General features: G+C 72.8%; 14 protein-coding genes. 2 read left to right on the top strand and 12 right to left on the bottom strand.

Annotated features, from left to right (window positions below; translation table 11 throughout):
• Positions 1 to 33: 33 nt before the first annotated feature.
• The 12 genes from ABZX96_RS22560 to ABZX96_RS22505 all read right to left on the bottom strand — a co-directional run bounded on the left by ABZX96_RS22560 (position 34) and on the right by ABZX96_RS22505 (position 11,105).
• Positions 34 to 951 carry a branched-chain amino acid transaminase gene (locus tag ABZX96_RS22560; protein WP_355547146.1) on the bottom strand — a complete coding sequence of 306 codons (918 nt, stop codon included), beginning with the start codon at positions 949 to 951 and terminating at the stop codon, positions 34 to 36.
• A gap of 16 nt (positions 952 to 967) precedes the next feature.
• Positions 968 to 1,957 (bottom strand): ketol-acid reductoisomerase, encoded by a 990-nt coding sequence (gene ilvC / locus ABZX96_RS22555; RefSeq protein WP_355547144.1) that lies wholly within the window; start codon positions 1,955 to 1,957, stop codon positions 968 to 970.
• Between the two features lie 32 nt (positions 1,958 to 1,989).
• Complete coding sequence (ilvN, locus tag ABZX96_RS22550) at positions 1,990 to 2,283, bottom strand: acetolactate synthase small subunit (protein ID WP_355547142.1); 294 nt, start codon at positions 2,281 to 2,283, stop codon at positions 1,990 to 1,992.
• A 20-nt stretch (positions 2,284 to 2,303) separates the two neighbouring features.
• On the bottom strand, positions 2,304 to 4,076 hold the full coding sequence (locus ABZX96_RS22545; RefSeq protein WP_355547140.1) for an acetolactate synthase large subunit: 1,773 nt from the start codon (positions 4,074 to 4,076) through the stop codon (positions 2,304 to 2,306).
• A complete protein-coding gene (locus ABZX96_RS22540) occupies positions 4,069 to 4,296 on the bottom strand; it encodes a tautomerase family protein (protein WP_355547138.1) in 228 nt (75 codons plus the stop codon). The genes ABZX96_RS22545 and ABZX96_RS22540 overlap by 8 nt, the downstream gene beginning before the upstream one ends.
• 5 nt (positions 4,297 to 4,301) lie before the next feature.
• Positions 4,302 to 5,492, bottom strand: coding sequence for a 3-deoxy-7-phosphoheptulonate synthase (locus ABZX96_RS22535; RefSeq protein ID WP_355547136.1), 1,191 nt, complete (start codon positions 5,490 to 5,492; stop codon positions 4,302 to 4,304).
• Positions 5,492 to 6,277 carry a sugar phosphate isomerase/epimerase gene (locus tag ABZX96_RS22530; RefSeq protein WP_355547135.1) on the bottom strand — a complete coding sequence of 262 codons (786 nt, stop codon included), beginning with the start codon at positions 6,275 to 6,277 and terminating at the stop codon, positions 5,492 to 5,494. Before ABZX96_RS22530 ends, ABZX96_RS22535 begins: the two co-directional genes overlap by 1 nt.
• A gap of 142 nt (positions 6,278 to 6,419) precedes the next feature.
• Positions 6,420 to 7,448 (bottom strand): amidohydrolase family protein, encoded by a 1,029-nt coding sequence (locus ABZX96_RS22525; RefSeq protein WP_355547133.1) that lies wholly within the window; start codon positions 7,446 to 7,448, stop codon positions 6,420 to 6,422.
• Positions 7,445 to 8,284 (bottom strand): hypothetical protein, encoded by an 840-nt coding sequence (locus ABZX96_RS22520; RefSeq protein ID WP_355547131.1) that lies wholly within the window; start codon positions 8,282 to 8,284, stop codon positions 7,445 to 7,447. Before ABZX96_RS22520 ends, ABZX96_RS22525 begins: the two co-directional genes overlap by 4 nt.
• Entirely contained in the window at positions 8,272 to 8,547 is a 276-nt protein-coding gene (locus ABZX96_RS22515; RefSeq protein ID WP_355547129.1) for a hypothetical protein, read from the bottom strand. Before ABZX96_RS22515 ends, ABZX96_RS22520 begins: the two co-directional genes overlap by 13 nt.
• A 171-nt stretch (positions 8,548 to 8,718) precedes the next feature.
• Positions 8,719 to 10,179 carry an aldehyde dehydrogenase gene (locus ABZX96_RS22510; RefSeq protein WP_355547127.1) on the bottom strand — a complete coding sequence of 487 codons (1,461 nt, stop codon included), beginning with the start codon at positions 10,177 to 10,179 and terminating at the stop codon, positions 8,719 to 8,721.
• A gap of 149 nt (positions 10,180 to 10,328) precedes the next feature.
• A complete protein-coding gene (locus tag ABZX96_RS22505) occupies positions 10,329 to 11,105 on the bottom strand; it encodes a fumarylacetoacetate hydrolase family protein (protein WP_355547125.1) in 777 nt (258 codons plus the stop codon).
• 256 nt (positions 11,106 to 11,361) lie between these two features.
• Between ABZX96_RS22505 and ABZX96_RS22500 the strand changes: the two genes are divergently transcribed.
• The gene (locus ABZX96_RS22500) at positions 11,362 to 11,784 is read left to right on the top strand and encodes a MarR family transcriptional regulator (RefSeq protein WP_355547123.1); all 423 of its coding nucleotides are present in this window, start codon (positions 11,362 to 11,364) and stop codon (positions 11,782 to 11,784) included.
• Entirely contained in the window at positions 11,781 to 13,049 is a 1,269-nt protein-coding gene (locus ABZX96_RS22495; RefSeq protein ID WP_355547121.1) for an MFS transporter, read from the top strand. The genes ABZX96_RS22500 and ABZX96_RS22495 overlap by 4 nt, the downstream gene beginning before the upstream one ends.
• Positions 13,050 to 13,164 lie beyond the last annotated feature (115 nt).

The raw sequence follows: 13,164 nt of genomic DNA, 5'->3' as shown, positions 1-13,164 counted from the left end.
CTCCCCGACGGTGGCCGGCTCGGAAGGCCCCCCTCACCCGACCGGCGTCAACCAGTGCTTGTACCGGGGTTCCTCGCCCGCGGTGACCGCGTTGAGGAGTTCCCGCAGCCGCTCGGTGACCGGGCCGGGCCCGCCGATGTCCCGGCGGTCCAGCGAGCGGACCGGCACGATCCCGGCGGCGGTCCCGGTGACGAACACCTCGTCGGCGGCGTAGAGATCGGACCGCAGCAGGTTGACGGCTTCCACCCGGTGGCCCAGGTCCGCGGCGAGCGTCCGCACGCTGTCCGCGGTGATGCCCTCCAGCGCCCCGGCGCTTGAGGGCGGGGTCAGGACGGCGCCGTCCCGGATGACGAAGACGTTCTCCGCGCTGCATTCGGCGACGTAGCCGTCGCGGTTGAGCAGCAGCGCCTCGTCGTAACCGGATTCCAGTGCCTCGCGCTTGGCCAGGACGGAGTTGAGGTAGGGGCCGGTGGCCTTGGCCGCGGTCGGTGCCGCGTTGGGGTCGCTACGCCGCCAGGAGCTGGTGCCGAGCGTGATGCCGTGCCGCTCCCCCTCGGCACCGAGGTAACTGCCCATCTCCCAGGCGGCGATCACCGTGCGCACCGGCGCCTCCCGGGTGTCCAGGCCGATCACCCCGTAGCCGAAGAAGGCGGCGTGGCGCAGGTAGCAGGAGGTCAGGTCGTTCTCCCGCACCAGATCGGAGGAGGCGGTGAGCAGGGCGGCCCGGTCGTAGGGCAGCGGCAGCCGGAGCATGCGGGCGCTGCGCTCCAGGCGGCGGACGTGCTCCTCCAGGCGGAAGGCCATGGGCCCGGCCGCCGTGGCGTAGACCCGGGTGCCCTCCAGCACGCCGGTTCCGTAGTGCAGCGCGTGGGAGAGCACGTGCACCTGTGCGTCCGCCCACGGGACCAGCTGCCCGTCCATCCAGATGACGCGTGCTTCGGGTATGTGCATGGTCGTTCTTCTCTCTCTAGCCGAACCAGCTCATGAGCTTGCGCAGCTCTTTGCCGGTGGTCTCCAGCAGGAGGCCGGCCTCGGCCTCCCGGTAGGTGTCGCGGCGCCGCAGGCCGCCGTGGTACTCGTCCATCCAGTTCCTGGCGAAGGTGCCGTCCTGGATCTCGGCGAGGACCTTCCTCATCTCGGCCTTGGTGGCGTCGGTGACGATGCGCGGGCCGGTGACGTAGTCGCCCCACTCGGCTGTCTCGGAGACCGACCAGCGGAGCCGTTCCAGGCCGCCCTCGTAGAGCAGGTCGGTGACGAGTTTCAGCTCGTGCAGGCACTCGAAGTAGGCGATCTCCGGCTGGTAACCGGCCTCCACCAGCGTCTCGAACCCGGCCTTGACCAGCGCCGTCGCGCCGCCGCAGAGCACCGCCTGCTCACCGAACAGGTCGGTCTCGGTCTCCTCGGTGAACGTCGTCCTGATGACGCCCGCCCGGGTGCCGCCGATGGCCTTGGCGTAGGAGAGCGCCAGCGCGAAGGCGCTGCCGGAGGCGTCCTGCTCCACGGCCGCGACGCACGGGACGCCGCGGCCCTCCTCGTACTGACGGCGCACCAGGTGGCCCGGGCCCTTGGGGGCGACCATGCAGACGTCCACACCGGCCGGGGGCTTGACGAAGCCGTAGCGGATGTTCAGGCCGTGGCCGAAGAACAGCGCGTCGCCGTCCTTGAGGTGCTCCTTGACGGACTCCTCGTAGACCTTGGCCTGGATCGGGTCCGGGACCAGGATCATGATCACGTCGGCCTCGGCGGCGGCCTCGGCGGGGGTGACCACGCGCAGGCCCTGCTCCTCGGCCCTCACCTTGGACTTCGAGCCCTCGTGCAGACCCACGCGCACATCGACGCCCGAGTCGCGCAGCGACAGCGCGTGGGCGTGGCCCTGGCTTCCGTAGCCGATGACCGCGACCTTGCGGCCCTGGATGACGGACAGGTCGGCATCGTCGTCGTAGAACAGCTCGGCCACTTGGGGCCCTTCCTTTTGGGGGTGGGAACGGGTCATGCGGCTTCGGTCCGGGGCGGGGCGTCCTGAGTGGCCGGCGCGCCAGACGTCGCCGGCGGGGTCTCCTCCACCTCCAAGACGTCGACGAGCTTCCCGAGTTGCCGGATGACCTGCTCCAGCGGGCGGCTCTCGATCGTCACCACGATGGTCATGCGGGAGAACCCCGGCCGCTCCGTCGGTGCGACGGTGAGCGCGGCGATGCGGTAGCGGCGCCGGGCGAACAGCGCGGCGACCCGCGCCAGCGCTCCCGCCGTGTCCTCCACCAGGACGGACAGCGTGTGCTGGGACATGTCCGGTTGCCCTTCCTCGCTCAGTCGTCGTGGTCGCCGAAGTCGGGGCGGACGTCCCGGGCGAAGAAGATCTCGTCGTTGGAGGTGCCGGCCGTGACCATCGGCCACACCATCGCGTCCCCGTGGACGATGAAGTCGACGACGACCGGGCGGTCGTTGATCGCGTTCGCCTTCTCGATCACCGTGTCCAGGTCGGCGGGGTCCTCGCAGCGCAGGCCCACGCACCCCATGGCCTCCGCGAGCGCGACGAAGTCGGGCACCCGCGTGCCGCGCCGCGCGGTCGATCCGTCGAGGGTCGAGTGGGAGTAGCGGTCGTGGTAGAAGAGGCTCTGCCACTGGCGGACCATCCCGAGGGCGCCGTTGTTGATGATGGCGACCTTGATCGGGATGTTGTTCAGGGCGCAGGTGACGAGTTCCTGGTTGGTCATCTGGAAGCAGCCGTCGCCGTCGATCGCCCAGACGGTGCGGTCGGGCGCGCCCGCCTTGGCGCCCATGGCGGCCGGGACCGCGTAGCCCATGGTCCCGGCGCCGCCGGAGTTGAGCCAGGTGCGCGGTTTGTCGTACGCGATGAAGTGGGCGGCCCACATCTGGTGCTGGCCGACCCCCGCCGTGAAGATCGTGTCCTCGGGCGCGAGCCGGCCGATGCGCTCGATGACCTGCTGCGGGGCCAGGGAACCGTCCTCGGGCCGGTCGTAACCCAGCGGGTAGGTCCGGCGCCACCGGTCGAGGTCCCGCCACCAGGCGGTGAGGTCGCCCCGGTGGCCCTCGCCGTGTTCCTTGCGCACGGCCCGGATCAGCTCGGCGATGACCTCGCGGGCATCCCCGACGATCGGCACGTCGGCGGCGCGGTTCTTGCCGATCTCGGCCGGGTCGATGTCCGCGTGGACGATCTTCGCGTGCGGGGCGAAGGAGTCCAGCTTTCCGGTGACGCGGTCGTCGAACCGGGTTCCGAGGGCGATGAGCAGGTCCGCCTTCTGCAGTGCGGTGACGGCGGCGACGGTGCCGTGCATCCCGGGCATGCCCAGGTGCTGCGGGTGCGTGTCGGGGAACGCGCCCAGCGCCATCAGGGTGGTGGTGACGGGCGCGCCGGTCAGCTCCGCCAGTTCCCGCAGCTCGGCCGCGGCCCCCGCCTTCAGGACGCCGCCGCCGACGTACAGGACGGGGCGCCGGGCGGAGGTGATCAGCCGGGCCGCGTCGCGGACCTGCTTGCCGTGCGGCTTGGTCACCGGCCGGTAGCCCAGCAGGTCCATGGCGGGCGGCCAGGAGAAGGCGGTCGGTGCCTGGAGGGCGTCCTTGGCGATGTCGACGAGGACGGGGCCGGGGCGGCCGGTGGAGGCGATGTGGAACGCCTGCGCGATCACGCGCGGGATCTCGTCGGGGTCGGTGACCAGGTAGCTGTGCTTGGTGATCGGCATGGTGATGCCGACGATGTCCGCCTCCTGGAACGCGTCCGTGCCGATCGCCGCGGAGGCGACCTGCCCGGTGATCGCGACCAGCGGCACGGAGTCCATGTGCGCGTCGGCGAGCGGCGTGACGAGGTTGGTGGCGCCCGGGCCGCTCGTCGCCATGCACACCCCGACCTTGCCGGTGGCCTGCGCGTATCCGGTGGCGGCGTGCCCCGCGCCCTGCTCGTGCCGGACGAGGACGTGCCGGACCTTCGTGGAGTCCAGCAGCGGGTCGTACGCCGGGAGGATGGCGCCGCCGGGGAGGCCGAACACCGTGTCGGCTCCGACCGCCTCCAGCGAGCGGATCAGGGACCGGGCGCCCGTGACGGGGCCGTGGCGCTCAGGCATCGGCCGCCTCCCCGACCGTTGCGCTCCGCTCCGCCGCGCGCTCGGCGAGGGTCACGTCCCCCGCCGACCAGTGGGTGGCCGGGACCTCGCGGACGATCACCCGGATCGACGCGTCCGGCACGCCCAGGGTGTCGCGCACCGCCGCGTGCACCTGGTGCATCAGTGCGCGCAGCCGCTCCGGCTCGCGTCCTTCGGCCAGCGTCACTTCGATCAGCGGCACGGCACTCACCACGCTTCCAGCAGTTCGGCGGCCTGTTCGGGGTTCAGGCGCGGGTCGCACAGGGTGGTGTGGTGGCGGGTCAGGTCCTCCTCGGTGGTCACCGTGCCGCCCAGGCACTCGGTGACGGAGTCGGCGGCCACCTCCAGGTGGAGGCCGCCCGCGTGCTGTCCCTGGCTCTCCAGGACCTTCCGGGCCCGCCCGGCCTCGGCGGCGATGTCCGCCAGGCGGCGGGTCTTGAGGCCGCCGCCGGTGCGCACGGTGTTGCCGTGCATCGGGTCGATGACCCACACCGGCCGGTGCCCCGCCGCGGCCACCGCCCGGACGACGGCCGGGAGGTGCTCGGTGACGGCGTCCCGTCCCATGCGGGTGATCAGGACGAGCCGGCCCGGGACGCGTTCGGGGTCGAGCAGGGCGCACAGCCGCACCACGGCCTCGGGGGACGCGGTGGGGCCGATCTTGCAGCCGACGGGGTTGACCACCCGGGCCAGCATCCGCACGTGCGCGCCGTCCTCCTGGCGGGTGCGCTCGCCGATCCACGGCAGGTGGGTGGAGCCCAGGAAGGCGTCCCCGGTCCGCGGGTCGGTGCGCAGCAGCGCCGCCTCGTAGTCGATGACGAGCGCCTCGTGGCTGGTCCAGGGCCCTGCGGCCAGGCCCGCGCGCCGTCGCTCCACCTGCTCGGTGACCGCGGCGGCGGCCCGGTGGGCGAGCAGCATCCGGCGCGGGTCGGGGCGCCGGGCCTCTTCGGTGGGCGCCTCGCCGTTGACGATGTGCCCGCGGAAGACCGGGAGCACCCGGCCGCCGTGGATCTCGGTGTCGGCGGATCGCGGTTTGCCGAACTGCCCGCCGATCCGGCCGATGCGCAGGACCTCGGTGCCGGTGCGGATGGTCAGCAGGTCGGCGAGGTGTTCGAGGGTGTCCAGCTTGGCGCGGACGTGCGGGGGCTCGCATTCGCGCAGGTCCTCGGCGCAGTCGCCGGCCTGCAGCAGGTGGGCCTCGCCCGCGGCGACGCGCGCCAGGCTCCGGGTGAGGGTGGCCAGTTGGTCCGTTCCCACCAGGGGGGCGGTCCGGCTCAGCCGGGCGCGGCAGGCGGGGAGGTCGGGGTGGTCCGCCCAGTCGGGCTGCTGGGCGGCGGCGTACTGCTCGACCTCGGCCAGGCCCGGGAAGAGGCCGTCGGGGCGAACGGTGGTGGCGTCCATCAGGTCCAGTCGCTTTCGTCGAGGACGCCCTGGGCCGCCGAACGGGCCAGGGCTGCGGCGGTGTCGGGCGGGATGCCGTCGAGGGAGTCGGACATGACCTCGACCGACACCCCGGCGACCCGCGTGCACCGGCCGAGCGTCCGGAGGGCGCCGACGATGTCGGCCACCCCCTCGCCGGGCAGGAGCCGCAGGTGGCGGGCCTCGTGGCGGAGGTCCGGGTGGGGGACGGGCCGGGCGTCGCAGATCTGGACGGAGATGATCCGCTCGGGCGGCAGCGCGGCCAGGTCCGCGGCGGTCACGCCGGTGCGGTGGCAGTGCCAGGTGTCGATCAGCAGTCCGCCGTTGGGCCGGTCGGCGCGTTCCACGATGTGGTGGGCCTGGGCGAGGGAGGTGATGGCGCCGTAGGGCATGAACTCCAGCGGCACCATCAGGCCGTGGATCTCGGCCCGCGCGCACAGCCGGACGTACTCGCGGACGAGGTCCGTTTCCGCCGTGCCGTCGGGGAGGCCGGCGTTGACGCGGCCGGCGCCGAAGAGGTCGGCGATGCGGAAGGCGTCGTCCTCCTCGCGTGCCGACTCGGGCGAGGGCGCCGTCCACCAGGAGCGGAGCAGTTCGACTTCGGCGACGTGCAGGCCGTACTCGGCGAGCAGGCCTCTCATGCCGTCGTCCGACCAGCCTTGGGCCCGGGCTTCCCGGTAGTCGCCGACGCGCAGGCCGATGCCGTCGAAACCGGCCCGGTACGCCGCTTTGACCCGGTACTCGAAGTCCGCGTTCCGCAGGGTCATGGCACTGAGGACGGTCTGGGTGCCGGCCCGCCGCGGCGGGCTGGTGGTGGCTGAGCACGCGGGCCCCGGCACCGTTCCGGATAAACGTTCCAAGGTGACGAACTCTTTCACTCGGTGTGCGGTACTCGGGAGGGGGCGCCGGTCACGTGGCCGGTGACGGGACGGGGGCGTGCAGGGCGCGTTCGGCGTTGCCGTGCAGGATCAGCCGGCTCTCCTCCTCGCCGAGGCCGAGGGCGCGCACGGTGGCCAGTGGCGTGGTGTCGGCGAGGTCGAAGGGGGTGTCGGTGCCGAGCAGGACGTGGTCCGCGCCGACCCGGTCGACCAGGTCGCGCAGGATCGGGGCCGAGAAGACGGCGGTGTCGTAGTAGAAGGCGTCGATCCGGGTGGCGGGCGCGACCGCCGTCCGGCGGGCCTGGGGCTTGCGCCCCCAGCCCAGGGTCAGCCGCCCGCTCAGGGCGGGCAGGCACCCGCCGCCGTGCGCGAGGCACAGCACGAGGTCGTGGCGGTCGAGCACCCCGCCGAGCACCAGCCGGGCGGCGGCCAGCGCCGTCTCCATCGGGTAACCGACCAGTTGCGGGAGCCACAGGTCCGTCATGCGGTCCAGGCCGGGCGCGGACGAGGGGTGGACGAAGGTGAGGACGCGGCGGGCGGCGAGCAGCGACCACAGGTCCTCGTTGACCGGGTCGTCGAGCTCGCGCCGCTGCCCCTGGGTGCCGCAGGCGATGCCCGGCGTGCCGAGTTCGTCGAGGCAGCGGCGCGCCTCGTCGGCGGCGAACGGGAAGCCGACGGGCGCGCCGCCGAGCGCGGTGAGGCGATCGGGCGCCTGCGCGGTGAACTCGGCCAGGGCGTCGTTGCCGGCCCGGACGACCTCGCGCACCAGGCGCGCGTCCTCGGCGGTGGCGCAGGTGAGGAACGGCGGCAGGGAGACCGCCTGGCGGCCGACCTCCTCGCGGTCCATCCTGGCCAGGCGGGCGGCGATGTCGTACTGCTCGGGCGGGCAGGGGATCGGGGCCCGGTCGTCGGCCAGGCCGGAGACGCGGGGGTCCAGCCGGAGCACGCCCTCGGGGAGCCCGGTCAGGTCGGCCAGCCCCCGGGCGGCCAGCCGCTCCAGCAGGGGCAGGGGCATGGCGTGGGCGTGGATGTCGTAGGCCGCGGGGGAAAGGCGGCTCACCGGCTCGTCCCCGGCTCGCTCATGTCGTACTCGGCCACGCCCATGCCGGTGACCCAGGGGCGGATGGGCTCGTACGCCAGGACGCGGGCCGGGCGGTCCACGGCGGCGGCCAGGGTGAGCCAGCTGCGGATCTCGTGGGCGCCGTTGCCCGCCTGCTCCAGCTCGTCGTCGTCCATGTCCAGGACGTCGTCGAAGGTGTTCTTCTCCAGGCGGTCCAGGAACCAGCGGTCGAAGTCCTCGTCGATGTCGCCGATCCGCTCGTTGCCGATCCAGTGCGAGAGGCCACCGGCGGCGACCAGGGCGACCCGGTCCACGGCGGTGCACGCCTCGATCGCCGCGCGCAGCCGCCGCCCGAACGCGAACCACTGGCGGAGCGTCAGCATGGGACGCACCGCGCAGTTCTGCAGGACGGGGACGAGCGGGAGGCGCCCGTCGGGATCGATGGCGTGGTAGATCGTCATGATCCCGTGGTCGAGCGTCAGGTGCTGCGAGAACGAGGGGGTGAGCCCCTGGTCGTTCAGGCCGGTCAGGAGGCCGTGGGCGAGGTCCGGCGCGCCGGGCACGGGGCGCCGGGGGATGGGCAGCCAGGGTTCGGACGGCCCGGTGTTCGCCTCGGCGACCCCCACGCAGCACTGCGGGAAGTTCTCCAGGAAGAAGTTGGTGAAGTGCTCGTTGGACAGGATGATCACGGCCTGGGCGCCGGAGGCGCGCACGCGGGCGGCGGCCTGCTCCAGCCCGGTCATGAAGGCGTCCCGCTGCCCGGCCGGCGCGCTGTCCGCGGCGGCCAGCATCATGGGCGCGTGGGAGGCGGCGAAGGCCGCCGTTACCGTCGCCACCGGACCTCCCGGTTCTGTTCCGCCAGGGTGCCGGCCAGGATCTCCCGGTACTCGTCGCGCGCCTTGCCGATGGACCGGGCGTAGGCGTTGATCAGTACGGGGTGGACTCCGGCGGTGAACAGGCCGCGCAGGTCCTGCCGTTCGAGCAGGGCGGCCTCGGCCTCGGTCAGTTGCCCCGACGTGCCGGGCGCGCCGGCACAGCCGCCGGTGCTCCCCGCGCGGATGGCGTCGAACACGGCTTTCTGCACTCCGTAAAGACTCACTGGATCGCTCCGTCGTCTCGTGCGGATGGGTGAGCGTGTGGTGCGGAGGGGTGGGCGTGTTTGCGGTTGGGTGGGCGTGTCGTGTGGAGGGGTGGGCGTGTCGTGCGGAGGGGTGGGCGTGTCGTGCGGAGGGGTGGGCGCGCGCTCGCGAAGACTTCGGGGGAGGCCGGATCACCGCCCTTCGGGCATGCCGACGTTCATCACCACGGCCTTGGGTTCGGTGAAGAACTCCCGGCTGTACGCGCCGCCCTCCCGGCCGATCCCGGACTGGCCCACGCCGCCGAACGGCGCCCGCAGGTCCCGCACGAAGAAGCAGTTGACCCACACGGTGCCGCCCTTGAGCGCGGCGGCGACGCGGTGGGCCCGGCGCAGGTTCTCCGTGAAGAGCATGGCGTTGAGGCCGTAGGGCGTGCCGTTGGCGCGGGCCACCACCTCGTCCTCCCTCTCGAAGGGGGTGACGACGACCACGGGGCCGAAGATCTCCTCGCGGCACACCGCCGCGTCCTCCGGCGCGTCCACGATCACGGTGGGCCGGACGGCCCAGGTGTCTCCCGCGTACCGGCCGCCGGTCACGATCTTCCCCTGGCCGCCGCGTTCGACGGCGTCGAGGTAGGAGGTCACCTTGGCGTGGTGTTCGGCCGAGGCGAGCGGGCCGATGTCGGTGCGGCGGTCCCGCGGGTCGCCGACGGCCAGGTGCTCGGCGGCCTCGGTGAACCGGGCCAGGAACTCCTCGTGGACGGGCCGTTCCACGAACAGCCGGCTGCCCGCCAGGCACACCTGTCCGGCGTTGCCGAACGCCGCCTGCACCGACCAGCGCACGGCGAGTTCCAGATCGGCGTCGGCGAAGACGACGTTGGCGCCCTTGCCGCCGAGTTCCATGCTCACCGGCGTCAGGTTCCCGGCCGCGCTGCGGGCGATGGCTTTGCCCGTCGCCGTCTCGCCGGTGAAGGTGATCCGGTCCACCCCGGGGTGCGAGACCAGGAACTCCCCCGCCGCCCGGGGGCCGAAGCCGTGGACGACGTTGAGCACCCCGGCGGGCAGCCCCGCCTCGATGGCGAGCTTGGCCAGCAGCGTCGCGGAGGCCGGGCTCTGCTCGGCCGGTTTGAGCACGACGGTGTTGCCGTGCGCGAGCGCCGGGGCGATCTTCCAGCTCTCCAGCATCAGCGGGAAGTTCCACGGCGACACGGCGGCGACCACACCGGCCGCCTCGTACCGCGTGTACACGTGGCACCCGAGGTCCGAGGGGTAGTGCTCGGCGCCCGTGATCCGCGCGTGGTCGGCGAAGAAGCGGAAGTTGGCGGCGGCCCGGGTCACGTCCTTGGCCAGCGCCTGCGCGACCGGCCGTCCCATGTCGCGGCTGTCCGCCGCCGCCAGCTCGTCGGCGTGCGCCTCGATCAGACCGGCCAGCCCGCGCAGCACCCGGCCGCGGTCCTCGTACCCCATGCGCGGCCACTCGCCCTCGGTGAAGGCGCGGCGCGCCGAGGACACGGCCCGCTCGACGTCGTCCGCGCCGCCCTCGGCCACCTGGGCCCACGCGGTGCGCGCCCACGGGTCGACGGTCTCGAACCGCCCGCCCCCGTGGGACTCCTCTTCCTTGCCGTCGATCACATGGCCGATGAACGGCTCGCTCATACCTGGCTCTCTCTCGTGGCACGGGGTCCGCGTGCGGGCATGCGCATGCCAATGCGGCACTCGGACGTCGAACGGGGCGGGTGGGACGGTCAGACACGCGGGCCGGGCCGGGCGCTCCGGCGGTCGCGCGGGCGTCGCGGGCGCGGGCGTCAGGCGTGGACGGTGACGGTGCCGAGGCTGCCGAAGTGGGCGGTGACGGTGTCCCCGGCGGCGACGGGAACCGCGTCCGTGATGCCGCCGGTGAGCACGATCCAGCCGGGCTCGATCCGGATGCCGCGCCGCCCCAGCAGGTCGGCCGCGAAGACCAGCGCGTTCAGCGGGTCGCCCAGCACGTCGGCGCCGACGCCCTCGCTCACCGGCCGGCCGTTCTTCTCCAGCCGGCAGGGCTCCGCCACGAGGTCGATGCCGTGGGGGGCCGATGCCGACTCGGCCAGCGCGTAGTAGCCGCTGGAGGCGTTGTCGGCGACGACGTCGGGCAGCGTGAAGCGGTAGTCGCGGTACCGGCTGTCGATGACCTCCAGACCGGCCCGGACGGCGCGGACGCCGCGCAGCGCCTGCTCGGCGGTGAGGCCGGGACCGGTCAGCGCGGCACCGATCTCCAGCACGATCTCCGGCTCGACCCTCGGGTGGATGAGCGTGTCCACCGGCACCTTCGCGCCGGGGGCGAGCGTCATCCGGTCGGTCAGCCAGGCCACCAGCGGCTCGTCGACGTTCATCCGCCGCTGCTTCGCGGGCGAGGTGAGCCCGAGTTTGACGCCGACGATCCGCTCGCCGCGCTCCTCGCGCAGCCGCAGGGCCGCGGCCTGGATGTCGTACGCCGTCTCCACCCCGAGGTCCGGCCAACGGTCCGTCAGGAGGCCGGCCTCGGTGGCCTCGTCCTCTGCCTGGAGCAACTCACGAGCGATCTTCTGGACGTCGAACGGCACAGTTCCCCCGTCTCCGCGCACCCTCACGTTCCGGACAACTCCCCCGCCGGGCGGTGGAGCGGTGCCGATTCTGCGCCCCGTCCGTCACGTCAGGGAACGATCCTTCCCACTGAGCGGAACGGGCCGACGCGTACCAGCGGGGATGCGACCGCGCCATCCCACCATGAGAGACGAGGAAACCTTCCGGCACGGCGCGAGTGGTAACTTCTCTCGCGCACAAGTGTCTTGCACACAAGAGTTCGTCGGAAGGCCGCCCATGATCGTGATCAACGACTGCATCACCTTCATCCTGGGGAAGGCCTACCAGCGCGTGCACGCCGAGCTCAAGAGCCGTCTGGCGCCCTTCGGCCTCACCGCGCCGCAGTACGCGGTGCTGGCGGGCCTGTGGGAGGAAGACGGCCGCAGCTCCGCCCAACTGCGCGAGCAGTTGGTGATGGACAGCGCGACGATCACCGGTGTTCTCGACCGGCTGGAACGCGACGGGCTGGTCAACCGGTTCCCCGACAGCACGGACCGCCGCGTCGTGCGGCTGCGCCTCACCGACGCCGGCCGGGCGCTGCGGGACGGCGTACAGCAGGAGATCGCCAAGCTCAACGCCGACATCGTCGGCTCCCTCACCCCCGCCCAGGCCGACGAGCTCATGGGCCGGCTGCGCTCCATAGCGAAAGGACACCGATGACGTCCCGGCCCGCCCCGCGCGTCCACCCCGCCTGGGGCATGCTCGTCCTGGTCCTGCTGGGCCTGCTCACCGCACAGGGCACCCGCATCGCCTTCGGCGCGTTCATCCCCGCCTGGGAGGACGACCTTGAGGTCGGGCGCGGCACCATCAGCCTGGTGGGGACGGCCAGTTTCCTGATCTACGGCCTGACCCAGCCGCTGGTCGGCCAGTTGTCGGCCCGGTACGGGGCGCGCGCGGTGCTCTCCTCGGGCGTCGTCATCGCGGGCCTGGGCCTGGCGGCCTCGTCGCAGGCCACGAACGTGGGCGCGCTCGCCGCTCTGTACGGGCTGCTCGCCTCCCTCGGTTTCAGCGCGGCCTCCGGCGTGACGGCGGGCCTGGTGGTGAGCCAGTGGTTCACCGCGCGCCGGGGCGTGGCCTTCTCCTTCGTCGAATCCGGCTTCGGCGCGGGGCAGTTCGTCTTCGTCCCGCTGTCCCTGATGCTGATCGACGCGTACGGGTGGAGCACCACGCTCGCGGTCGAGGGCGCGCTGCTGATGCTGGTCGTGGGACCGCTGATCGCGGTGCTGCTGCGGTCCAGGCCCGCCGACAAGGGACTGGAACCGTACGGCGGCCCGGCCCCCGAGAGCAGCGAGGAACAGAAGAAGGGCGGCACCGGCCGCGAGGTGCTGCGCTCCCGCGTGCTGTGGGCCCTGCTCACCCCCTACTTCGTGTGCGGCGTCACCACGACCGGGCTGATCGACACGCACCTGGTGCCGCTCGCCCACGACCACGGCAACTCCACCGCCCTGACGGGCACCACCGTGAGCCTGCTGGCCGCGGCCAACATCGCCGGAATCCTGGCCTCCGGGCCGCTGAGCGACCGCTACAACTGCGCCCGCATCCTGGCCGTGCTGTACGCGGCGCGGTCCCTCACCCTGGTCTTCCTGGCCGTCGCGCCTTACGACGGCTGGCTCGTGGCCTTCGGCCTGCTCTTCGGCCTGGTCGACTTCGCCACGGTGACCCCCACCCACATCATCGCCACCCGGCACTTCCCACCCGCCGCCCTCGGCCTGGTGTTCGGACTGCTGTCCATGGGCCATCAGGTCGGCTCCGCCGTCGGCTCGTACGTGCCGGGCCTGCTCCACGACCTGACCGGCAGCTACACCACCACCCTGATCGGCTGTGCCGCCGCCCTCCTCGGCGCCACCATCGTGTGCGTCGCCGGGCTGCCCGCCAAGAGCGGGGCCGCGCCCGCGGAGCCCGCCCTGGCATCCCGAGCGAATTGAACCGGGAAACCGCCCAAAAACAATCCGCACCTGTCCTGAATTCGCATACCGCGGGCTTCACGAATCTCACGGGATGAGAAGTTCACCGGATCCTCTGGTGACACATCACGGCGTC

This window comes from Streptomyces sp. NPDC003077 (assembly GCF_040611095.1).
Classification (GTDB): domain Bacteria; phylum Actinomycetota; class Actinomycetes; order Streptomycetales; family Streptomycetaceae; genus Streptomyces.
This window is presented reverse-complemented; position numbering and strand designations above follow the sequence as displayed.